At 69.1% G+C, this 22647-nt stretch carries 22 protein-coding genes; 3 read left to right on the top strand and 19 right to left on the bottom strand.

Translation table 11 applies throughout. The annotated features are described in order from the left end of the window. Positions 1–14: 14 nt before the first annotated feature. From J7E87_RS07820 to J7E87_RS07885, 14 genes are all read right to left on the bottom strand, one after another. The gene (locus J7E87_RS07820; RefSeq protein WP_215091721.1) at positions 15–2843 is read right to left on the bottom strand and encodes an RNA helicase; all 2829 of its coding nucleotides are present in this window, start codon (positions 2841–2843) and stop codon (positions 15–17) included. 154 nt (positions 2844–2997) lie between these two features. Beyond that, positions 2998–3900, bottom strand: coding sequence for a diacylglycerol kinase (locus J7E87_RS07825; RefSeq protein WP_215091380.1), 903 nt, complete (start codon positions 3898–3900; stop codon positions 2998–3000). Positions 3901–3942: 42 nt separating this feature from the next. Next, positions 3943–4842 (bottom strand): twin-arginine translocase subunit TatC, encoded by a 900-nt coding sequence (gene tatC, locus J7E87_RS07830; protein WP_215091723.1) that lies wholly within the window; start codon positions 4840–4842, stop codon positions 3943–3945. Between the two features lie 101 nt (positions 4843–4943). Continuing rightward, positions 4944–5237 (bottom strand): Sec-independent protein translocase subunit TatA, encoded by a 294-nt coding sequence (gene tatA / locus J7E87_RS07835; RefSeq protein ID WP_215091382.1) that lies wholly within the window; start codon positions 5235–5237, stop codon positions 4944–4946. 215 nt (positions 5238–5452) lie between these two features. Next, complete coding sequence (locus tag J7E87_RS07840) at positions 5453–5650, bottom strand: hypothetical protein (protein WP_215091384.1); 198 nt, start codon at positions 5648–5650, stop codon at positions 5453–5455. Positions 5651–5667: 17 nt separating this feature from the next. Next, positions 5668–5922: a hypothetical protein gene (locus J7E87_RS07845; protein WP_215091386.1), complete on the bottom strand. Its 255-nt coding sequence runs from the start codon at positions 5920–5922 to the stop codon at positions 5668–5670. 15 nt (positions 5923–5937) lie between these two features. After that, complete coding sequence (locus tag J7E87_RS07850; protein WP_215091388.1) at positions 5938–6894, bottom strand: YafY family protein; 957 nt, start codon at positions 6892–6894, stop codon at positions 5938–5940. Positions 6895–6911: 17 nt separating this feature from the next. Beyond that, positions 6912–7868 carry a YafY family protein gene (locus J7E87_RS07855; RefSeq protein ID WP_215091390.1) on the bottom strand — a complete coding sequence of 319 codons (957 nt, stop codon included), beginning with the start codon at positions 7866–7868 and terminating at the stop codon, positions 6912–6914. 116 nt (positions 7869–7984) lie between these two features. Continuing rightward, positions 7985–8353 carry an FKBP-type peptidyl-prolyl cis-trans isomerase gene (locus J7E87_RS07860; RefSeq protein ID WP_215091392.1) on the bottom strand — a complete coding sequence of 123 codons (369 nt, stop codon included), beginning with the start codon at positions 8351–8353 and terminating at the stop codon, positions 7985–7987. A gap of 77 nt (positions 8354–8430) precedes the next feature. Continuing rightward, positions 8431–9402: an FKBP-type peptidyl-prolyl cis-trans isomerase gene (locus J7E87_RS07865; protein ID WP_215091394.1), complete on the bottom strand. Its 972-nt coding sequence runs from the start codon at positions 9400–9402 to the stop codon at positions 8431–8433. A 194-nt stretch (positions 9403–9596) separates the two neighbouring features. Then, the gene (locus J7E87_RS07870) at positions 9597–10259 is read right to left on the bottom strand and encodes a hypothetical protein (RefSeq protein WP_215091396.1); all 663 of its coding nucleotides are present in this window, start codon (positions 10257–10259) and stop codon (positions 9597–9599) included. Between the two features lie 15 nt (positions 10260–10274). Further along, positions 10275–10859: a matrixin family metalloprotease gene (locus tag J7E87_RS36090; protein WP_215091398.1), complete on the bottom strand. Its 585-nt coding sequence runs from the start codon at positions 10857–10859 to the stop codon at positions 10275–10277. A gap of 449 nt (positions 10860–11308) precedes the next feature. Further along, on the bottom strand, positions 11309–12670 hold the full coding sequence (gene pafA / locus J7E87_RS07880) for a Pup--protein ligase (protein WP_215091400.1): 1362 nt from the start codon (positions 12668–12670) through the stop codon (positions 11309–11311). A gap of 9 nt (positions 12671–12679) precedes the next feature. Continuing rightward, positions 12680–13948, bottom strand: a complete 1269-nt coding sequence (locus tag J7E87_RS07885) for an MFS transporter (RefSeq protein WP_215091402.1) — start codon at positions 13946–13948, stop codon at positions 12680–12682. A 133-nt stretch (positions 13949–14081) separates the two neighbouring features. Here J7E87_RS07885 and J7E87_RS07890 point away from each other — a divergent pair, with 133 nt between their 5' ends. Further along, positions 14082–15167 carry a LacI family DNA-binding transcriptional regulator gene (locus J7E87_RS07890; RefSeq protein ID WP_215091404.1) on the top strand — a complete coding sequence of 362 codons (1086 nt, stop codon included), beginning with the start codon at positions 14082–14084 and terminating at the stop codon, positions 15165–15167. Positions 15168–15234: 67 nt separating this feature from the next. Beyond that, positions 15235–16290 carry a hypothetical protein gene (locus J7E87_RS07895; protein ID WP_215091406.1) on the top strand — a complete coding sequence of 352 codons (1056 nt, stop codon included), beginning with the start codon at positions 15235–15237 and terminating at the stop codon, positions 16288–16290. Positions 16291–16366: 76 nt separating this feature from the next. Here J7E87_RS07895 and prcA read toward each other — a convergent pair whose 3' ends face one another. The 5 genes from prcA to arc form a co-directional block, all read right to left on the bottom strand. Next, complete coding sequence (gene prcA, locus J7E87_RS07900; RefSeq protein ID WP_215091408.1) at positions 16367–17131, bottom strand: proteasome subunit alpha; 765 nt, start codon at positions 17129–17131, stop codon at positions 16367–16369. Between the two features lie 62 nt (positions 17132–17193). After that, complete coding sequence (gene prcB, locus J7E87_RS07905) at positions 17194–18009, bottom strand: proteasome subunit beta (protein WP_251017133.1); 816 nt, start codon at positions 18007–18009, stop codon at positions 17194–17196. Between the two features lie 177 nt (positions 18010–18186). Beyond that, positions 18187–18405 carry a ubiquitin-like protein Pup gene (locus J7E87_RS07910; RefSeq protein WP_215091412.1) on the bottom strand — a complete coding sequence of 73 codons (219 nt, stop codon included), beginning with the start codon at positions 18403–18405 and terminating at the stop codon, positions 18187–18189. A gap of 137 nt (positions 18406–18542) precedes the next feature. Continuing rightward, the gene (gene dop / locus J7E87_RS07915; protein ID WP_374195150.1) at positions 18543–20054 is read right to left on the bottom strand and encodes a depupylase/deamidase Dop; all 1512 of its coding nucleotides are present in this window, start codon (positions 20052–20054) and stop codon (positions 18543–18545) included. 261 nt (positions 20055–20315) lie between these two features. After that, the gene (gene arc, locus J7E87_RS07920) at positions 20316–22082 is read right to left on the bottom strand and encodes a proteasome ATPase (RefSeq protein WP_215091414.1); all 1767 of its coding nucleotides are present in this window, start codon (positions 22080–22082) and stop codon (positions 20316–20318) included. Between the two features lie 253 nt (positions 22083–22335). Between arc and J7E87_RS07925 the strand changes: the two genes are divergently transcribed. Further along, on the top strand, positions 22336–22647 hold the full coding sequence (locus tag J7E87_RS07925) for a ferredoxin (RefSeq protein ID WP_215091416.1): 312 nt from the start codon (positions 22336–22338) through the stop codon (positions 22645–22647).

The following is a 22647-nucleotide window of genomic DNA, read 5'->3' on the forward strand; positions in this document are numbered from 1 at the left end:
GTACGTATCGCCGCTCAGCCCACCGAGCTGTACGCCACCACACCCCGCAGCAGCGCGTCGACCGCCTTGCGGGCGTTCTTCGCGACCGTGCTGCCCTCACGCGGGGCCGCCGCCGCGATCTGCCCGAGCACATCGATCACTTGCTTGCTCCAGCGGACGAAGTCGCCGGCCGGCATCTCCGCCTCGCGCAGCACCTCGTCCAGGCTCCGGTCGGATGCCCACTGGTACGCGGCCCAGGCGAAGCCGAGATCGGGTTCGCGCTGTCCGACACCCTCCGCCTGGTTGATCTTGAAATCTTCCTCCATGGCGTCCAGCCGACCCCAAATGTGGACCATCTCGCCGAGCGCGGCCTTCGCCTTGCCCCCCGGGACCTTGGGCGCCACCGCATCGTCCGACTGCCGCGACTCGTACACCAACGCCGAGACACACGCGGCCAGTTCGGCCGGGCTGAGCCCCTCCCACACGTCGGCGCGCAGGCACTCGCTGGCCAGCAGATCCAGCTCGCCGTAGAGCCGCGCGAGCCGCCTGCCGTCCTCGGTGACCTCGTCACCGCGCAGATAGTCCAGCTCGGTCAGCAGCGCCACGATCCGGTCGAAGGTACGGGCGATCGTGTTCGTCCGGCCCTCGATGCGCCGCTCCAGCTGCCGGGTGTCGCGCTGCAGCCGGTGGTACCGCTCCGCCCACCGCGCATGGTCCTCGCGCTCGTCGCAGCCGTGGCAGGGATGCGCGCGCAGCTCGGTGCGCAGCCTCGCGATCTCGCGGTCGTCGGCGGCGGCCGCCCGCTGCTTGCGGTGCCGCTCGGGCGCGATGTGCCCGGCCTTCGTGCGCAGCGCGGAGGCCAGATCACGACGGGACTGCGGCGAGCGCGCGTTGAACGACTTCGGGATCCGCATCCGCTCCAGCGGTTCGACAGGCACCGGGAAGTCCACCGACGCCAGCCGCTTGACCTGCCGTTCGGCAGTCAGCACGAGCGGCCGGGGGCCGTCGTGGTACTCGAAGCCGCGATGTCCGTCGGTCCGGCCCGCCGGGATGCCCGGGTCGAGGACGAGCGCGAGGCCCGCGAACTTGCCGGTCGGGACGTGGATGACATCGCCCGGCTTCAGCTTCTCCAGCGAGGAGGCCGCGGCGGCCCGCCGATGGGCCGCGCCCTGCTTGGCCAGTTCCGTCTCGCGGTCCTTGAGCTCGCGGCGCAGCCGCGCGTACTCCTCGAAGTCGCCCAAGTGGCAGGTCATGCCCTCGCGGTAGCCCTCGAGTCCCTCTTCGTTCTTCTGCACCTGACGGGAGATGCCGACGACCGACTTGTCCGCCTGGAACTGCGCGAAAGACGTCTCGAGCAGCTCGCGCGAGCGGTGCCGCCCGAACTGCTGCACAAGGTTGACCGCCATGTTGTACGAGGGCTTGAAGCTGGAGCGCAGGGGGTAAGTGCGGGTGCCGGCGAGTCCCGCGAGCGCGGCCGGGTCCATGCCCCGCTGCCACAGCACCACGGCGTGGCCTTCGACGTCGATGCCGCGACGCCCCGCCCGGCCGGTGAGTTGGGTGTACTCGCCGGGGGTGATGTCGGCGTGCTGCTCGCCGTTCCACTTGACGAGCTTCTCCAACACCACGGAGCGGGCAGGCATGTTGATGCCCAGCGCCAGCGTCTCGGTGGCGAAGACGGCCATCACCAGGCCGCGCACGAAGAGCTCTTCGACGACCTCCTTGAAGGTCGGCAGCATGCCGGCGTGGTGCGCGGCGATGCCACGCTCAAGGCCTTCCAACCACTCGTAGTAGCCGAGGACATGGAGGTCCTCGGTGGGGATGGCGGCGGTCCGCTCCTCGACGATCTCGCGCACCCTGAGCCGCGCGTCATCGCCGTTCAGCCGCAGTCCCGCGTGCATGCACTGCTGTACGGCGGCCTCGCATCCCGCCCGGCTGAAGATGAAGGTGATCGCCGGCAGCAGCCCTTCGGCGTCGAGCCGTTCGATGACCTCGGGCCGTCCGGGCGTCCAGATCCGGGTGCGCTGGCGCCGCTCCCGCTCACGGTCCGCCTCGCGCACCATCTTGCCGCGGCGGCGGTCCTTGGGGTTGTACGTGCGCTGGTTCTCCATCCGCGCCAGTCGCACGAGATCGGGGTTGACCTCGCGCCGGGCCGAGCCGCGGCCGCCGTGGTCGGTCTCCTCCTCGAAGAGGTCGTACATCCGGCGGCCGGCCATGACGTGCTGCCACAGCGGGACGGGCCGCTCCTCGGCGACGATCACCTCGGTGTCCCCGCGGACGGTGTCCAGCCAGTCGCCGAACTCCTCGGCGTTGGACACCGTCGCCGACAGCGACACCAGCGTCACCGACTCGGGGAGGTGGATGATCACTTCCTCCCAAACGGCACCGCGGAAACGGTCGGAGAGGTAGTGCACCTCGTCCATCACCACATGGCCGAGGCCGAGCAGCGACTGCGAGCCGGCGTAGAGCATGTTGCGCAGCACCTCGGTGGTCATCACGACCACGGGTGCTTCGGAGTTGACGCTGTTGTCGCCGGTGAGCAGGCCGACCTTGTCCGCGCCGTAGCGCCTGACGAGGTCGGTGTACTTCTGGTTCGACAGGGCCTTGATGGGCGTGGTGTAGAAGCATTTGCGGCCTTGTTGAAGGGCCAGGTGGACGGCGAATTCGCCGACGATGGTCTTGCCCGAGCCGGTGGGCGCGGCGACGAGCACGCCCTTGCCCGCCTCCAGGGCCTGACAGGCCTCGATCTGGAAGGGGTCCAGGTCGAATTCGTACATCTCGCGGAAGGGGGCCAGCGCAGTGGCCGCCTCAACAGCGCGGACGCGGGCGGCGGCATAGCGCTCAGCGGGTGAGAGGTCCTCGGTCATCTTGCTCACGAGCCTACCCGCCACCTCTGACAGTGAGCGCGATCTTTAATTGACCGGGGCAATCACCGGGCAGCTACCGGGCAGTCAGGGGCCAGGCGCCGGGCAGTTACGGGCCGGGTACCGGGCGATCACCGGGCGTCAGGGTACCGGACGATCAAGGGGCAGGTACCGGAGCGAGCACCCGCACGGCGCCCGGAACGCACTCCGCGGTCAGCGGCAGCGCCCCCAGCGGCTCGCCGTCGGCGTACCCGGTGACGCCCTCGGCCTGGAGCGAGATCGCGCGGACGCGATGGGTGGTCACCTTGGGGTGGCTGAGGTGCGTCCCCTTGTAGACCCGCGGAAAGACCTTGAGCAGGGTCGTACGCGTACAGTCCCCGACCACGGTCACGTCGAACAGCCCGTCGTCCGTGCGCGCGCCGGGGCAGATCCGCATGCCGCCGCCGTAGGAGGATCCGTTGCCGACGGCGACAAGGGTGGCTTCGATCTCGCGCACCTCCCCGTCGTCGAGGGTGATGCGGTACGGGATCGGCTCAAGGGCCGCCAGCTCGGCGACCATCGCCAGGTCGTACTTGAAGCGCCCGCTGGGCCATCGCATCCGGTTCCCACGGTCGTTGACGCGCGAGTCGAATCCGGAGGCGAGGATGGTCCCGAACCACTTCTCCCCCACGCGCCCCAGGTCCACCTCCCGGATCTGCTCCCCCTTGAGCGCCTCGGCAACGAGCCGCCCTGCGGCGGCCGGCTCCCGCACGGGCAGCCCGAGCGTGCGGGCGAAGTCATTGCCGGTCCCGACGGCGACGACACCGAGCGGCGTCCGGGTCCCGGCGACGGCTTGCAGGGCGAGCGACATCATCCCGTCACCACCGACGGCTATGAGAGCCCCGGTCCCCCCGTCGACGGCGTCACGCGCCCGCCGCAGGGCATCGTCGGCGTCCTCGCCGAGGACGGTACGCACACAGAACCCGGCATCACGCAGAGCCCGAGCGGCCGGCTGCGCGGCATGCGCGCCCCGGCCGCGTCCCGCGGTGGGATTGACGAAGAGAGTGATCTCGCTGGTCACTGGGTCCCCCTGGACGGAGTCTGGGGGGAGGACCCTACAAGATCAGGTGACGTCGTCGTAACCGTTGAGCCGGTGGGAACGTCCGTCGGCCTCACCGCTCGCCTGCTCGGGCAGGGCCCGGGAGGCCGGCACGGCCTCGATCTCGCCGACTGCCTCGGGAACGAGGTCGAGCTCGGAAGCCTCGTCGTCGTCGAGTTCGGCGTCGGGGTCGTGGCGGCGTCGCCGCCGGTCGTTGAGGAGCGCGATTCCCACCGCGATGAAGTACAGCACGATGATCGGTCCCGCGAGCGCGATCATTCCCAGGGGGTCGGTGGACGGGGTGGCGATCGCACCGAAGACGAAGATGCCCATGACGACACCGCGCCACCAGCCGGCCATCCGTTGTCCGGTCACGGCGCCCGCCACGTTCAGCATGATCAGGATCAGCGGCAGCTCGAAGGAGAACCCGAAGATCAGCACCATGCGGACGGCGAAGTCCAGGATCTTGTCGACCTCGAGGAAGTTCGCGGCGGTGTCAGGCGTGATGCTCAGCAGGACACTCATGCTCACCGGCATGATCACGAATGCGAGATACGCACCCGCGGCGAAGAGCGGAACGGCCGCGGCGGCGAAGAAGTAGGTGTACTTCTTCTCGTTCTTGTGCAGACCCGGGGCCACGAAGGCCCACAGCTGGTACAGCCAGACCGGGCAGGCCGCGATGATGCCGGCCATCATGACGACCTTCACGGTGGTGGTGAAGGGCGACAACAGGTCGGTGTACACGATCGTGGCGCACTTGCCGCCGGTCTCGAGCTGCCCCTGTTCACAGGCGTGGACCGGCGAGGCCAGGATCCGCATCAGGTCCTGGCTGTAGAACGCGGCCACGACGGACGCGATGGTGACCGCAAGCATCGCCTTCGCAAGCCGGTTGCGCAGCTCACGCAGATGGTCCGCGAGCGGCATCCGCCCTTCGGGGTCCTTCTCCTGCTTCTGTTTCGAGCGGGCAGGCTTGAGCAACCCACGTCCTCATCTCGTGCGGCAGGCCGTGATCGGCGGCCTTGGGGTCAGCGCTGGGGGGTGGTGTCTGTGGGCTCGTTCACGGGGCGTGCGCTCGTCACATCGCCGGGCGACGCCTGGATGGTGCGAGGGGCGGCCTGGCCCTGGGCCGGGTCCTGCGGCGGGTCGGCCGGAGTGGCGGCCGGCTGGCCCTCGGACTTCATCGCCTTCGCTTCGCTCTTCAGGATCCGGGCGGACTTACCCAGCGAACGGGCCATCTCGGGAAGCTTCTTGGCCCCGAAGAGCAAGACGACGACGAGAAGGATGAGACTGATCTCGAGGGGACCGATCTGTCGGAACATAGCTGGTGTCTACCTTCTCACCGAGGCGGCATGGGGCTGAGCTGCTGATCACGGTGGACTGATGTCCGAACCGTGACCGGCTGCGATCGTAACTCTCACGGGTAAACGCAGGGCAATCCCCCTGCATACTCCCGTTGCGGCCGGCGCCTCATTGCCTGTTGCCGCCACTTATCAGCCTACCGCCCGAGTCCCCCGCACATCAGGGTGCACCCGCCCTACGGCAGCGCCTCGCCCGTCCGCGCCAGATCCGTCGCCGCCGTTTCCAGATCCTCCGCCGCACGGTTGATCCGCTCAGTCGTGCGGGCCACCTCGCGGCCCAGGCGCTCGGCCTCCAGGAAGACCCGGATGCCGAGGATGCCGAGCACAGCGATCCCGAGGAAGCCGAGGGCGATGGCGAGCATGGGCCAGAGCATGGGCAGAGCCTGACGTCTCAGAGGGAAGAGTGGAGGCGCAGCGTCCGCACGCCCCCGCCGGTGAGGAGTTCGACGATGCGCTCCCCCGCCGGCTTACGGACCGCGGACCCGCAGTCCGGGCAGGTGAAGGAGTAGAACGTGGTCCGCGCGCTCGCGCCGATCGCCAGTCGCAGGGCCCCCGCGGTGAGCTCGAAGCGGGCACGGCAGTCGGGGCAGGCGGCCCTGAAGAGGACCGGCGCCATGGAAGCCGCGATTCCTGACATCGCAGACATATGGCGTAAGTCTCCCTATTCCTGACCGTCGTAGGCCGCGAGCGCCTCTCGCGCCGCCAGCCGGGCGCTGTCCGCCAGGTCCTGCGGCGAGACGATCCGCCCGTCCTGCCCCAGCCGCATCGCCAGCCGGCGCAGCGAAGCGGGCTCAGGCGTACGCAACGTGATGCGCAGACCGCCGTCCGCCAGCTCTTCCGCGCTGTCGTGCGGGTAGTACTCCGCCACCCACCGCCCCCCGGGACCGACCTCGACCACGACCTCGGGATCGTCCGCGGACGGCTGCACGAGGCCCTCCGACAGATCGCGCAGCTCCAGCTCGGGCGGCGCCGCGGGCGCGTCCAGCAGCCTGATCTCCGCCACCCGGTCGAGGCGGAAGGTCCTGCGTGCCTCGGAGAGACGGCACCAGGCCTCCATATACGTATGTCCCACGGCGAAGAGCCGGATCGGGTCGACCTCGCGCTCGGTGAGCTCGTCGCGCGCGGGCGAGTAGTACTTCAGCCACAGCCGCCGCCGCTCCGAGATCGCCCGGTCGACCTCGGCGAAGACGCCGCCCTCGGACTCGAAGGTCACCGAGAGCCGGGAGCTCGCGCCCGCCGTCTCGCCGGCCGCGGCCTCCAGCTTGGCGGTGGCCCGCAGCAGCGCGTCCCGGTCACTCTCGCGCAGCCCCGGCAGCGTGGCCACGGCGCGCGCGGCGACGAGCAGCGCGGTCGCCTCGTCGGCAGCCAGCCGCAGCGGCTCGGCGACATCGTCGGGGTTGTGCCACCAGATGCGCTCACCGTCGGTGTCGATGTCGAGCAGATCGCCACCGCGGAAGCTCGTCCCGCACATCGGCAGTACGTCGAGGTCGGAGATCAGCTCGTCCTCGGTGATCCCGAAGGCGCGGGCGACGTCGCCGACGCGCGCGCCGGGGCGCTCCCGCAGATAGGTCACCAGCGAGAGCATCCGCCGGGTCTGGTCAATGGCGTTGGCGGCCATGGTTGTACGAGTCCCCCTCAGCCTTTGGCCACTGCGCGCAGCCGGTCCACGACATCGGCCCGCAGATCCGCGGGCTCCAGTACGACGACGTCCGGGCCGAACTCCACCAGCCAGGCGTCGAGCCCGTGTCCGTACGGAATCTCCAACTCGTCCCAGCCCTCTCCCAGTTCCCTGATCGACTGCGCCCTGGACCGCAGCGGATAGCCGCAGCCGGTCCGCAGCCGGATCCGCGCGGAGCGGGTCGCGGTCTCCCCGGCCCAGGTCTCGACGGTCTCCCGGACCGTGACGACGTCGGGCACGGGCGCGGTGAAGGCGCCGGCGCGCGAGCGGACCCGGCCGGTGATGCGGGAGAGCCGGAAGACCCGCTCGGCGCCGCGGTCCCGGTCCCAGCCCGCCAGATACCAGTGGCCGCGCCAGCACTCGAGCGTCCATGGCTCGACATGGCGCGGCTGGGGGCGCGCGGCGTTCGCCTTGCGGTAGTCGAAGACGACCGGTCGGCGGTCGCGGCAGGCGAGCATCAAAGGTTCGAAGGCGGTCTCATGGACGGGGATGCGGGGTTCGAGCGCGCTGTGATGCACCTCGTAAGAATCCTCGGCCTCGGGCATGCCTGCCGCGCGCAGCTTCTGCAGGGCGCCGCTGGCGGCTCCGGCGAGCCGCGCCTGCTGCCAGACCTTGGCGGCGAGGCCGAGCGCCGCGGCTTCCTCGCCGTCGAACGTGATGGCGGGCAGCCGGTTGGAGTCGCGGCGGGCGAGATAGCCGGTTTCGCCGTCGAGGTTCTCCACCGTCTCGATGACCAGGCCGAGTTCGCGCAGATCGTCCTTGTCGCGCTCGAACATCCGGTTGAAGGAGTCGTCGGAGCCGGCCTCGAGGTAGGCCTCGATGGACCCGCGCAGTTCGCGCTTGCTGAGCGGGCGGCGGGTCCCCAGCAGGCACAGCGCCAGATTCATCAGCCGCTCGGCCTTGGCAATGGCCATCGACGCCCTTCCTCACAGTGCTTCCGATCGTTGACCGTACCGCTCCGGAGCGTTCGGGGCCAAAGCCGAGGGCCCATGCCACAAGGCATGGGCCCTCGTTCACTGTCCGTACCCGGTCAGACGGCGACCAGGTCGCAGACGAAGATCAGCGTCTCGCCCGGAGCGATGGCGCCGGCGCCGCGGTCGCCGTACGCGAGGTGCGCGGGGATGGTCAGCTGGCGACGGCCGCCGACCTTCATGCCCTGCACGCCCTGGTCCCAGCCGGAGATGACCTGGCCGACGCCGAGCTGGAACTGCAGGGGGGTGCCGCGGTTCCAGGACGCGTCGAACTCCTCGCCGGTGGAGAAGGCCACACCGACGTAGTGGACGGAGACGGTGTCGCCCGCCTTTGCCACCGGGCCGTCACCCTCCCAGATGTCCTTGATCTCCAGGTCGGCCGGCGGCTCGCCACCCGGGAAGTCGATCTCGGGCTTCTCGATGCTCACTGAACTGCTCCTCTAGATGTTGAACGGGGCAACCCGGACAGTCTCACAGATCAAGCCGTCACTCACCGATCAAGCGGTCAGACGGTGCCGAGGATGTCGACGACGAAGACCAGCGTGTTCTTGGCGAGCTCGTGGGACGGGTCCGCGCCGTAGGCGAGCGAAGGCGGGATCACCAGCAGGACCCGGTCACCGACGTTCTTGCCCACCAGGCCCTTGTCCCAGCCCGGCACCACGGATCCGGTGCCGAGCTGGAAGCCGATGGCGCCACCGTGGTCCCAGGAGGAGTCGAACTTCTTGCCGTCCTCCCACTTGACCCCGGTGTACTGCCCGATCAGGCCCTGACCCGCCTTGACCTTCGGGCCGGATCCCTTGATCAGCACCTGCTCCTTCATCTCGGAGGGGGCCTTGACGCCCTTGGGGATCGTGATGGTGGCCGCTTTTTGGGACTCGGCCTTCACCGTGGGCATGCCCTCCGCGGGCGCCGCCTGCGAGCCCTTGACCTCCGAGTTGGGTGCGACCGATGCCACCGCGGCCAGGTCGACGACCCAGACCAAGGTGTCCTTCGCGGTGAGGCCCGACTGGGGGTTCAGACCCTGGCCGATCAGATCACCCGCGGTGCCCTGGATCAGCACTCGGCTGCCGGCCTTCTGACCGGAGACGGATTCGAGGACCTTCGGGGGCAGCTGCTGGGACTGCTGGCCCACACGCTCCACGGGCTGGCGGTGCGGCTGCTTGTCACCGCCCGGCGCCGCCCAGGTGCCGCCGAGGTCGGTCGGGTCGTCCCACTTCCGCACGGAGTAGTCCAGGCGGACGAAGTCACCCTTCTTGGCCTTCGTTCCGCTGCCCTCGGAGACGGTCTTGACGACGGTCTTGTCAGTGGGTTTTGCATCCTTGGGCACGGAGATCTCGGGCTTGGCCCCGAACTTCCCCTTGACCTCGGCCACACCTGCTACCGGCTTGTTCGATGAGTCCGACCCACACGCGCCGGTGAACAGCAGGGCGGGCACGGCCAGCAGGGAGGCGATACGTCGCTTGGTGTTGTAGTTCATCAGTCCAACTGGGAGTCGAGGCCATGGGCAATGGCCGCCACTCTACGGTGTGCCGTCCGCCCGGCCATCGACCGTTCGCGTCACAGAACGGCCCGGTTCACGCCCCGGGCCGGGCATGAACCGGACCTGGTTCAGGCTGGGCCCGCCCCTCGGCCCCACCGTGGCCGAGGGACGGGAAATCGGGCGCAGTCCGGTCAGGGAGAGGCCTTCAGCGAACGGAGCTTGACCTTGAACGCCGCCTTGCTCAGCTCGCTGGCCGTGCTGCCGTCCGCCGTGCCGGAGGCATAGGTCACGTCGACCAGCTTCGAGCCCGACTCCAGGTACACGAAGTGCGGTGTGACGGCCGGGGTTGACTCCGACTCCACCGCTTCCTTGCGGCCGGCGAAGACGAGAAGCTCGTGGCCCTTGGCGAAGGTCCCCTTGGCCGGAGCTTCCTCGGTCACGTACTTGACACCGTCCGCGACACCGCCCATGGAGCGCACGACGATTTCCGATCCGGCCTTCAGACTGCCCTTGTGGACCGTGTCCACGCGCACGACCACCGGGGTGTAGACGGCCTCGAACGTGGCCCCGTCGTCGAGCTTGTCCGTCACATGCACGTCAGGGCCGTGCGAGACGACGGTCCCCTCGAACACGTTCTCGTTCAGCGGGAACGCGACGGCCGCGGCCGGATCGCTGTCCACCTTGTAGGCGTGTCCCTCGATGACGCGGGCCTCGGAGGCGTTCTGGGAATCGGCCTTCGGGGTGTGCGCCCGGGTCGAATTCCCGGCTCCGGAGCACGCGGAGACACTCAGGGCCATAACCGCGAGAACCGTCGCCGTACCCGCGCGGGCTCGCAAACGCTTCGTACCATTCATGTTCGTCTCCCCCGCTCAGTAAAGGGCTTTGACGCCGGCGATGTCGTCGCTGTTGAGATTGCGCCGCGTCCCGGTGCCGATGGCCGTCATGACCGAGGCCTTCTCAGCCGCGGTGTAGGCCGTTCCGTCGGAGCAGTGCGGCCGCCACGGGTGTGCGAGGCCGGTGAAGTGACCGACCTCGTGCACGACGACGGTCTGGACATCGGCCTTTCCGGCGCTGATGTCCTGACTGGCGTTCACCCAGCGGAAGCGGTTGGAGAGGTAGAGAGTTCCGCCCGTGTGCCGGCTGCCGACCCGCTGGGTCGCGGCGTAGCCGGGCGCGGCACCCATCACGCTGCTGTAGCTGTAGGAAGCCCGGAAGGTGTAGATCTGCCATCCGCCGGTGTACGTGGGTGCGGCATAACGCAGGCCCGAGCCAGTGCGGTTCCACTGGGTCAGGCCACCCTTGAGGCCGTTCCTGAGCCCGCTGGGGAAGTTGGTGTTCGCTGCCAGGGACTTCGTCCCCGAAGACTGCCACTTCACCATTCCCGACGTGCAGTACGCCGACGCCGGCGATGCCGTGATTCCTACGAGGGCTGTGCCCAGTACGGTCCCGGCCACGCCGAGAACGAGCGCTTTCCGTCCCCCTCTCACGACGGGCAGCACGGATATTCGACTGATTGACATGTTTCCCCCATGGTCGGTCAGGTCGATACCGGTCCGCTCGCCGGACCGACGAGCGCGGCCGGGCATCCCAACGCGCCTATGAGGCAAGCGGATTGACGGTGCGGCGATGCTAACAACGGCGTTTGTGGAGCCGCCCTCTCACGGCGCGCCCACGCACGAAAATGCCGCGCGCTGATCCTCGCGCCGTGCTAAAGCCCCCCAGCCCCGTTTGCGCCATTAGCAACTTTTCAGCCGCGACGCTTGTACCGATTCCATCCCGGAACATGAGATTCCGGACGCCTTCGGCCCGCCCCTCCACGTGACATGTCTCTCTCACGCAGAAGGCCGCCCGGTGCCGGGGACGGAAAACGTCCCCGGCACCGGGCGGCCGACCCGACCGCCGACTACATGCCGGCGATGAGCTTCTCCACCCGGTCGTCGACCGACCGGAAGGGGTCCTTGCACAGCACGGTCCGCTGCGCCTGGTCGTTGAGCTTGAGGTGCACCCAGTCGACGGTGAAGTCCCGCCGCTGCTCCTGTGCCCGGCGGATGAAGTCGCCGCGCAGCCGTGCCCGGGTGGTCTGCGGGGGCACGGATTTCCCCTCGAAGATCTTCAGGTCGTTGCAGATCCGGGCGGCCTGGCCCTTGCGCTCCAGCAGGTAGTACAGCCCGCGCCTGCGGTGGATGTCGTGGTACGCGAGGTCTATCTGGGCGACTCGCGGATGCGACATGGTCATGTTGTGCTTGGCGCGGTAGCGCTCGATGAGCTTGTACTTCATGACCCAGTCGATCTCGGTGCCGATCCGGTCGAGGTCCTCGGCCTCGATCGCGTCGAGCGTGCGGCCCCAGAGCTCCAGGACCTGCTCGACGGTGCCGGTGCGGATCCCGCGCCGCTCGACGAAGTCCACGGCCTTCTCGTAGTACTCGCGCTGGACCTCCAGGGCGGAGGCCTCGCGGCCGCTGGCCAGGCGCACCTTGCGCTGGCCGGTGATGTCGTGGCTGACCTCGCGGATCGCCCGGATCGGGTTCTCCAGGGTCAGGTCGCGCATCACGGTGCCCGCCTCGATCATGCGCAGTACGAGATCGGTCGCGCCGACCTTCAGCAGCATCGTCGTCTCGGACATGTTCGAGTCTCCGACGATGACGTGGAGACGGCGGTAGCGCTCGGCGTCGGCGTGCGGCTCGTCGCGGGTGTTGATGATCGGGCGCGAGCGGGTGGTGGCGGAGCTGACGCCCTCCCAGATGTGCTCGGCGCGCTGGCTGACGCAGTAGACCGCGCCGCGCGGGGTCTGCAGCACCTTGCCCGCGCCGCACAGCAGCTGACGGGTGACCAGGAACGGAATGAGAATGTCCGCCAGCCGGGAGAACTCTCCGTGGCGTGCGACGAGATAGTTCTCGTGGCAGCCGTAGGAGTTTCCCGCCGAGTCGGTGTTGTTCTTGAAGAGATAGACGTCGCCCGCGATTCCCTCCTCGTGCAGGCGGCGTTCGGCGTCGACGAGCAGGCCTTCGAGAATGCGCTCGCCGGCCTTGTCGTGCGTAACCAGTTCGGTCACGTTGTCGCATTCGGGAGTTGCATATTCCGGATGCGAACCCACGTCGAGGTAGAGGCGGGCGCCGTTCCGCAGGAAGACATTGCTGCTGCGGCCCCATGAGACAACACGGCGGAAGAGGTAGCGCGCCACTTCGTCAGGTGACAGTCGGCGCTGTCCCCTGAACGTGCACGTGACGCCGTACTCGTTCTCCAGCCCGAAAATGCGGCGGTCCATGACTGAACATTACGCCTCACGGCCTGAGCTGAAACCGGGTTCGGCAGCACCGTTTCGATCATTTTCCGATGAGCCTGCGATGTCCTTGGTACGGCCGGGAACTGCGAGGACCCGCTGAGTGGCTGTCAGAACCAGCAGTGCGGCGATGCCACCGGCTCCCGCGACGGCGAAGCTCCAGGCCGTGCCGCCGAGCTCGACCGCCGGGCCCGCGACTGCGGTTCCGGCCGCGGCGCCGACGCCGAAGGTGGTCACGAGCCAGGAGAACGCCTCGGTGACGGTGCCGCTCGGGGCGTGCCGGTCGACGACGATGAAGGCGCAGGCGATCGCGGGCGCGAGGAAGAGCCCGGCGACGGCGGATAGCGCGGTCATGGCGATGACCCCGGGGGTGAGCGCGAGCGGCAGATAGCCGAGCGCGAGCAGGGCGACGATGCCGCGGAGGCGGCGTTCGGGGGCGCCGGCCCACTGGCGGGCGCCGTAGGCCGCGCCGCCGATGAGCGCGCCGAGGCCGAGCGCCGCCATCAGCCAGCCGTACACCGCCTCACGGCCCTGGTCGTCGGCGTACGCGACTCCGGCGACGGTGATGGACCCGAGCGCGAGGCCGACGAAGAAGAACGACCCGAGAAGCGCGAGCAGGCCGGGCGAGCGCAGTGCGCCCAGCCAGTGGGCCTCGCGGGGCGCGGAGCGCCAGCCGCGGGAGGGCTCGGAGAGAACGACGGAAAGCGCGCCGAGGACGCCCATGACGTTGATGACGAGGAGGGCGGCGCCGGCCGACCAGAGCGAGACCAGCACGGTGACCAGCAGCGGGCCGACGGTGAACATGATCTCCTGCGCGACGGCGTCCATGGCGTAGGCCCGGTGCACACGGTCCTCACCGCCCAGGACGCTGGGCCACAGGGCTCGCAGCCCGCCCTCCAGCGGCGGCGTGAACACGCCCGCGACGGCGACGGCCGCGTACGCGACGGGCAGCGCGCCGATGCCGACGGCGGCGAGCAGCACCATGCCGAGGGCGGAGACGACGGCGGCGGGGAACTGAACGCGCGGCTGTCCGTGCAGGTCCACGGCGCGGCCGAGCAGGGGCTGGCCTATCGCGGTCGCTATGCCGTACACGGCGGCGAGCCCGCCCGCGAGGGTGTAGCTGCCGCCCTGCGCGCGGGTGAAGAGAACGATGGCCACGGGGCCGGTGGCGTTGGGCAGCCGCCCGACGAGCGTCCCGGTCAGCAGCCGTGCGGCGTGCGGCGCCTTCAGGATGTCTGCGTAGCCGGTGGCTCCCGCGGCCATGTCCCACCCCTCTCCCCCGGCGCGACCGAGGTTTTACGTATAACGTCTCCAGTCATACGTACCATGTCGACAGTCCGCGGGTCCACCGCGGAGGCGTACCGGAACAAGTGGCTTGCGGCTGAGGACGGCACCGATGGCAGACGGGTCCCCCAAGGACCAACCCGTGGTTTCGGGCCAGGGGGCGTCGCCGCCGCCTGCCGGGAACCGGGCCGGCACCCCCCGGCCCACCAGCCGGGACGTCGCCCGCGCCGCCGGTGTGTCGCAGGCCACGGTGTCCCTCGTCCTCGGCGAGAAATGGCACGGCCGGGTCTCCGAGCGCACCGCCGGGCTCGTACGGGACGCCGCGCGGCAGCTCGGGTACCGGCCCAACCTCGCCGCGCGCAATCTGAGGCTCGGGCGGACCAGGACCGCACTGCTCGTGGTGCCGGCCCTCACCAACGAGTTCTTCGCCCGGGTGTACACGGGCGCGGCCACCGTCGCCGCCGAGCACGACTTCGGCGTGGTGCTCTACCCCTCGCCCGAGGGCGTCGGCCCCGCCAAGGACCCCTTCGCCTCCGCCCGCGCCGCGCTCGACGGCGTGATCGCGTCCTCCATGGCCGCCCAGGCCCTGACCGCCATCCGCGGTACGGATCTCCCACTGGTGATGCTCGACAGCGACCCCGCCGACCCGGGCGCCGCGGCCCGCGTCAATCTCGATATCGCCGACGGTATGCGGCAGATGTCGGCCCATCTGCTGGCGCTCGGCCATCGCCGCTTCCTCCATCTCGCGTCCGCCGTCTCCTCCTGGACCTTCGACGTACGGGCCCGGGCGCTCGCCGCGTCCCTGCGCGACGTTCCCGACGCGGTCGTACGGACCGTGCCCGCACCCCTCGACGTGGCCGGCGCGCGCGAGGCCGTGGAGCGGGCGCTCACCCGTCCGGGGCCACGACCCACCGCGATCGTGTGCGACGACGACATCCTGGCTGCCGGGGCCTGCAAGGCGGTACGGCGGCTGGGCCTGCGGGTCCCCGAGGACATCTCCGTCACCGGCTTCGACGACCTCGCGCTCGCAACCGCCGTGGAGCCGGAGCTCACGACGGTCAGCCTGCCCGCGGAACGGGTCGGCGCGCGCGGCATGTCCGCCCTCCTCGCGGTCCTCGAAGGCCGTCCGCCCGAGGAGGGCGACCTCCCGGTCGAACTGGTCGTACGCGGCTCGTCAGCCCCCGCACGGGCCGGCTGAACCCGTCCGTGTGCACCGTGCCCAGCGGCCTTGAGCACACGACACCCGCCGTGGAACGATCACGATCATGACGAGTACGGCCGAGACCCCGATCGACGCGACGCTGATCGGGACGGCCCCCGCGACAGGCTCCGTGACACCGCTCTCAGGCGACCGGCTGATCGTCAGAACCGATGAGCGGCTGGAGATCCACGACGCGGAGGCCTTCTTCTCCGGCACCCTCGCCCCCACGCGGACCCTGCGCCTCCCGCCGTGCGCCGCGGCCACCCCGCTGCCAGACGGCGCCCTCGTCGTCGCCGAGGGCTCCAGGATCCGCCTCATCGGCCCCGACGGCGCCACCCGCTGGGAGCTGCGGCACGCCGGCTGGCACGGCGGGCACCGGGACCCGCGCCCGCCCGGGCCGCCCGCCGTGAGCCCCGACGGCGCCCTCATCAGCGTCCTCGTACCGACGCTCGCCACCGGCGAGCGCGCCGCGATACTGGTCCAGGACGGACCGCCCCGGCATCGCTACGCGCGGGACACCCTGCTCCTCCTCGACGCCACCTCCGGTGACGTCCGCGCCCGTCGCCCGATCGGGGCCGTCGCCTCGGACGCGACGCAGCGGTGGCATCCGGACGGCTCACTGCTCGCGCTCTCCTGCTGGACTGCCTGGTACAGCTGGTCGACCTGGTGGATCGAGCCGCGCCACGACGGGCTGCACATCCGCGGCGGCACGACGATGCGCGAGGTGATCGACTTCCTTCCCGACGCGTCCCGGGTACTCACCATCCGGCGCGCCGAGGGAATCGCGTACAACGACGACCGCGACGAGCTGGCCTCCCACGATGTGGGCGACGACGACCCGGCGGGGCTCTTCGACCTCGGCGAACTGGCAGTCGACCGCGACCACGACGAGTTCGCCGGCGCGTACCTGATCGACCGCGCGCATGTCCTGGTCACCGGACGGATCTATCTGCCCGGGCGGCCGGTGTCGGTGCGCCACTGGCTGTGCGACGCGGTGACGCTCCGCCCGCGGGGCCGGTTGCGGTACCCGGTGGCGGTCGGCGGCGATGTGACCCCGCTCGGCGACGGCACCTGGCTCACCCGGGACCGCTCCCGCCTCCACCACTGGGCGCTCCCCTGACCTGGGCATACGGCTGCGCCCCGGTCCGCACGGGCGGTCCGGGGCGCAGCCGGGTCAGCGGCCGGGGCCGACGGGGCTACTCCTCGCCGTCCTCGGTCTCCTCGGTGTCCGACGGCGCGTCCGTCGGTGTGGATGCGGCGCCGTCGGCCTCCAGAAGCCGGGCGAGCTGCCGTCCGACGATGCGCTTGAACTTCCGCGCCTGCGGTCGCGTACGGTCCAGGACCGCGACCTCCAGCCGCTCTGCTGGGATCTCCCGCTCGCTTCCGTTGGTCTGGTTGGAGAGGGCCTGTACGGCCAGCTTCAGGGCCTCGGCCAGCGACATCCCGTCGCGGTGGCGCTGGTCGAGGAAGGTGCTGATCTGCTCAGCGCTGCCGCCGACCGCGACCGAGCCGTGCTCGTCCACGATCGATCCGTCGTGCGGCAGCCGGTAGATCTGGTCGCCCTCGGGAGTGGAGCCGACCTCGGCGACGACCAGCTCCACCTCGTACGGCTTCTCGGCCGCGCTGGAGAAGATCGTGCCCAGCGTCTGGGCGTAGACGTTGGCGAGGCCACGGGCCGTCACGTCGTCACGGTCGTAGGTGTAACCACGCAGGTCGGCGTAGCGCACGCCGCCGATCCGCAGGTTCTCGTACTCGTTGTACTTGCCGGCGGCGGCGAAGCCGATCCGGTCGTAGATCTCACTGAACTTGTGCAGCGCACGGGACGGGTTCTCACCGACGAAGACAATGCCGTCGGAGTACTGCAGCACAACAAGGCTGCGACCACGGGCGATGCCCTTGCGGGCGTATTCCGCCCGATCGGCCATGGCCTGCTGGGGTGAGACATAGAACGGCGTCGACACCGGCTATCCGTCCCTTTCTTTCAATGGCGTTGGGGCACCGCCCGGCGGTGGCTGGGGGAGCATCAGAGCAGCGAGGCGCGCGGGCCGTCGGGCTGCTCGAGGCGGCGCTCCAGGACCAGGCGGGCGATCTCGGAGGACTCGGCCTCGGTGAGCCTGCGGAAGCCCTCGTCGGTGATGACGGTGACGAGCGGATAGATCCGCCGGGCCACATCGGGCCCGCCGGTCGCCGAGTCGTCGTCGGCCGCGTCGTACAGCGCCTGGATGACCAGTGTGGTGGCTTGCTGCTCCGTCAGGTCCTCGCGATAGAGCTTCTTCATCGCTCCGCGGGCGAAGATCGAGCCGGAACCGGTGGCCGCGTATCCGTACTCCTCGGAGCGGCCGCCGGTGACGTCGTACGAGAAGATCCGGCCCTTCTCGCGGTCGACGTCGTACCCCGCGAAGAGCGGCACCACGGCCAGGCCCTGCATGGCCATGCCGAGGTTGCTGCGGATCATCGTGGACAGCCGGTTCGCCTTGCCCTCCAGGGAGAGTTGGGCGCCCTCGACCTTCTCGAAGTGCTCCAGCTCCAGCTGGAAGAGTTTGACCATCTCCACGGCGAGGCCGGCGGTGCCGGCGATGCCCACGGCCGAGTACTCGTCGGCCGGGAAGACCTTCTCGATGTCGCGCTGAGCGATCATGTTGCCCATCGTCGCCCGGCGGTCACCGGCGAGCACCACACCGCCGGGGAACGTCGTCGCCACGATGGTCGTGCCGTGCGGTGCCTCAATGGCGCCCTGAACGGGCGGCAGGACGCGCTTGCCGGGCAGCATGTCCGGGGAGTGCTGGCCCAGGAAGTCCATGAACGAGGCCGAGCCGGGCGTCAGGAAGGCTGCCGGCAGACGCCCGGTGCTACGAGGGTTGGCTTCCACGCGTTTCCTTCCGGATAGGCGGCGGCCCGCCCTGCTCGGGCGCGGGCCGATCTTTCGAACTGTGCACGGACCTTACCCGCGCCGTCGCCGGTCATCCGCCCCGGTGCCACCGGCTTTCGCCCGGCGGCACGGGACGGACAACGGGACTTACTCTCCGCCCTTTTGGACAAATGACCTGACGAAATCCTCTGCGTTCTCCTCAAGGACGTCGTCGATCTCGTCCAGTACGGAGTCGACGTCGTCCGAAAGCTTGTCCTGGCGCTCCTTGAGGTCCTCCGAAGCCTGCGCCTCTTGCGTCTGCTCCTCGGTCTCCTCAGTGGAACGCGTGGCCTTCTGCTGCCCGCCGCCGGTGTCCTTGGTCGCCATATCCCTCACCCCGCTCGGTTTGCCCTGACGTGAGTTCGCTCGGTCAAGATCAGACCCTACAAGCAGGGTCCGACATCGGCCCCGCACTTGCCTCAACGTCCGGGGTCCACCTCGATGATTCCCGGACGAGAACCATTTCAGCCCCCGGACAGCACCCGGACCAGGTCTTCCGCGGTGCGGCAGCGGTCCAGCAGCTCCTTGACGTGGTTACGCGTGCCGCGCAGCGGCTCCAGGGTCGGAACCCGTTGCAGAGAGTCACGGCCGGGCAGATCGAAGATGACCGAGTCCCAGGAGGCCGCGGCCACATCGTCGGCGTACTGCTCCAGGCAGCGGCCGCGGAAGTATGCCCGGGTGTCCTCAGGGGGCTTCGTCCCGGCCCTTACGACGTCCGCCTCGTCCAGCAGCCGCTTCATCTTGCCGCGGACCGCCAACCGGTTGTAGAGCCCCTTCTCGGGGCGTACGTCGGCGTACTGGAGGTCCACCAGGTGCAGCCGCGCCGCGTCCCAGTCCAGGTTGTCCCGCCGCCGGTAGCCCTCCATGAGCTCCTTCTTGGCGACCCAGTCCAGCTCACCGGACAGGCTCATCGGGTCGTTCTCGAGCCGGTTGAGCGTGTCCTCCCAGCGGACCAGGACGTCCTTGGTCTGGTCGTCGGCGTCCACGCCGAAGCGCTCCTCGACGTACTTGCGGGCCAGCTCGAAGTACTCCATCTGGAGCTGGACCGCGGTGAGTGTCCGACCGCTGCGCAGCGTGACCAGCCGCTTCAGGGTCGGGTCGTGTGAGACCTGGTGCAGGGTGCGTACCGGCTGGTCGACCGCCAGGTCCACCGCGATGAACCCGTCCTCGATCATCGACAGGACCAGGGCCGTCGTGCCCAGCTTGAGGTAGGTCGAGATCTCGGACAGGTTCGCGTCGCCGATGATCACATGCAGCCGGCGGTACTTCTCGGCATCGGAGTGGGGTTCGTCGCGGGTGTTGATGATGGGCCGCTTCAGCGTGGTCTCGAGCCCGACCTCGACCTCGAAATAGTCGGCGCGCTGGCTGATCTGAAACCCGTGTTCATGGCCGTCCTGGCCGATTCCGACCCGTCCGGCACCGGTGACGACCTGCCTGGACACGAAGAACGGCGTCAGGTGGCGCACGATGTCCGAGAAGGCGGTCTCCCGCTTCATCAGGTAGTTCTCGTGCGTCCCGTAGGACGCGCCCTTGTTGTCGGTGTTGTTCTTGTACAGGTGGATCGGCTGGGCGCCGGGCAGCTGGGCCGCGCGCTCGGCTGCCTCCGCCATGATCCGCTCGCCCGCCTTGTCCCACAGGACGGCGTCGAGCGGGTTGGTGACCTCGGGCGAGCTGTACTCGGGGTGCGCATGGTCGACGTACAGCCGAGCACCGTTGGTGAGGATCACATTGGCCAGGCCGATGTCCTCGTCGGTGAGCTGGCTGGAGTCGGCGGCCTCGCGGGCGAGGTCGAAGCCGCGGGCGTCCCGCAGCGGATTCTCCTCCTCGAAGTCCCAGCGGGCGCGCCGCGCCCTGTGCATCGCCGCCGCGTAGGCGTTGACGATCTGGGACGAGGTGAGCATGGCATTGGCGTTCGGGTGGCCAGGGACGGAGATCCCGTACTCCGTCTCGATGCCCATTACTCGCCGTACGGTCATGCGGCCCTCCTTGCCCGGCGGCGCTCCCCTCCGGGAACGGCGCTCAAGTACCGCTGTCTCCCCGGTGCCTGTGCGGTGCCCGTCCCCGCACTGCGTGACTCGGCGGTACCGAAGAGCCTAGAGCGCCTGTGCACTGGTGGGGAGATCAATTTCGTCATTGCTCCGGTATGGCTTGACCTGTCGGAAAAGCATTCGGCTGCGGATGCCTGTCCCCCCTGCCCTCGGCGGGGGGACCCCCAGCATCCGCAGCCGGTCTGCGTTCTACAGGTACTGACCGGTATTCGCCACCGTGTCGATGGAACGCCCGGTGTCCGCGCCCTGCTTTCCGGTGACAAGGGTGCGGATGAACACGATCCGCTCGCCCTTCTTTCCGGAGATCCGGGCCCAGTCGTCCGGGTTGGTGGTGTTCGGCAGGTCCTCGTTCTCCTTGAACTCGTCCACGCATGCCTGGAGGAGATGGGAGACCCGAAGGCCCTTCTGGTTGTGGTCGAGGAAGGCCTTGATGGCCATTTTCTTGGCCCGGTCGACGATGTTCTGGATCATCGCGCCGGAGTTGAAGTCCTTGAAGTACAGGACTTCCTTGTCGCCGTTGGCGTACGTGACCTCGAGGAAGCGGTTCTCCTCGGACTCCGCGTACATCTGCTCGACGACGGACTGGATCATCGCGTGCGCCGCGGCTTCCTTGGAGCCATTGTGCTCGGACAGGTCGTCCGAGTGCAGCGGCAGCGAGGCCGTCAGGTACTTGGCGAAGATGTCCTTGGCGGCCTCCGCGTCCGGACGCTCGATCTTGATCTTCACATCGAGCCGGCCGGGGCGCAGGATCGCGGGGTCGATCATGTCCTCGCGGTTGGAGGCGCCGATGACGATGACGTTCTCCAGGCCCTCCACACCGTCGATCTCGGCGAGCAGCTGCGGGACGATGGTGTTCTCCACGTCCGAGCTGACACCGGAGCCACGGGTGCGGAAGAGGGATTCCATCTCGTCGAAGAAGACGATGACGGGGGTGCCCTCGCTCGCCTTCTCCCGGGCACGCTGGAAGACGAGGCGGATGTGCCGCTCGGTCTCACCGACGTACTTGTTGAGGAGCTCGGGGCCCTTGATGTTGAGGAAGTAGCTCTTTCCCGCGGGCTGGCCGGTCACCTCGGCGACCTTCTTGGCAAGGGAGTTGGCGACGGCTTTCGCGATCAGCGTCTTGCCGCATCCGGGCGGGCCGTAGAGCAGGATGCCCTTCGGCGGCCGCAGTTCGTGCTCCTTGAAGAGGTCCGGGTGGAGGTAGGGAAGCTCGACCGCGTCGCGGATCATCTCGATCTGGCCGCCCAGACCGCCGATCTTGTCGTAGTCGACGTCCGGGACCTCTTCGAGGACGAGTTCTTCGACCTCACTCTTCGGGATCACTTCGTAGACGTAGCCGGAGCGGGGCTCGAGCAGGAGGGCGTCGCCGGGGCGGATTGTGGTGTCCATCAGCGTGTCCGCGAGTCGCACCACCCGTTCCTCGTCGGTGTGCCCGAGCACCAGGGCGCGCTCGCCGTCCTCGAGGATCTCCTTGAGGGTGACGATGTCCCCGGCGCGCTCGAACTCCATGGCCTCGACCACGTTGAGCGCCTCGTTGAGCATGACTTCCTGGCCGCGCCGGAGCTCGTCGAGCTCGACGCTGGGGCTGACATTCACCCGGAGCTTGCGGCCCCCGGTGAAAATGTCGCAGGTGCCGTCCTCATTGGACTGCAGGAAGACACCGAAGCCGGCCGGCGGCTGGGCGAGCCGGTCGACCTCTTCCTTGAGGGCCACGATCTGGTCGCGGGCCTCACGGAGTGTGTTGGCGAGCCGCTCGTTCTGTGCGGAGACGCCGGCCAGGTTGGTCTGCAACTCGACGATCCGCTCTTCGAGAATCCTCGTATGACGCGGAGAGTCGGCGAGCTTGCGGCGCAGGACGGCGATTTCCTGCTCGAGATAGGCAACCTGGCCGGCGGGGTCTTCAGACCCTCGCCCCGGCCGGATGCCGCGGTTGATGTCGTCGTCGTGGGCTGCCACGGTCCTCACCTCCTCCATGGGGAGCTGGACGCTTCCTGACCCTACCTGGACGGGTGGTGATTGAAACCCCTAGATCACAAAGACTGTCGGGGTGTGTCCGATCTTCACCCTTGCGCTCTCCCTCACGTCAGGGGGATACCCACCCATCAACATCGGAAAGCGGGCGGTTGTATCGTCGAAGCGTTCAACACCCGTCAGCGCTGGCACGACTTGCTTCACATCGCTACATCCGACGAAGGAAACGGCAGGAGATATGAGCGTGCAGCACGAGGCCCCCATCGAAGGCGCCGGGGAGGCCCTGGAGGTCTGGATCGACCAGGATCTCTGCACCGGGGACGGAATCTGTGTGCAGTACGCCCCCGAGGTCTTCGAGCTGGACATCGACGGGCTCGCGTATGTGAAGAGCGACGACGATGAACTGCTCCAGAACCCGGGCGCCGTGACGCCCGTACCACTGCCGCTGCTGAACGACGTCGTGGACTCCGCGAAGGAGTGTCCTGGCGACTGCATCCATGTGCGTCGCGTTTCGGACAGGGTCGAGGTCTACGGCCCCGACGCAGGGTGA

This window comes from Streptomyces sp. ISL-1 (assembly GCF_018614585.1).
Classification (GTDB): Bacteria; Actinomycetota; Actinomycetes; order Streptomycetales; family Streptomycetaceae; genus Streptomyces; species Streptomyces maoxianensis.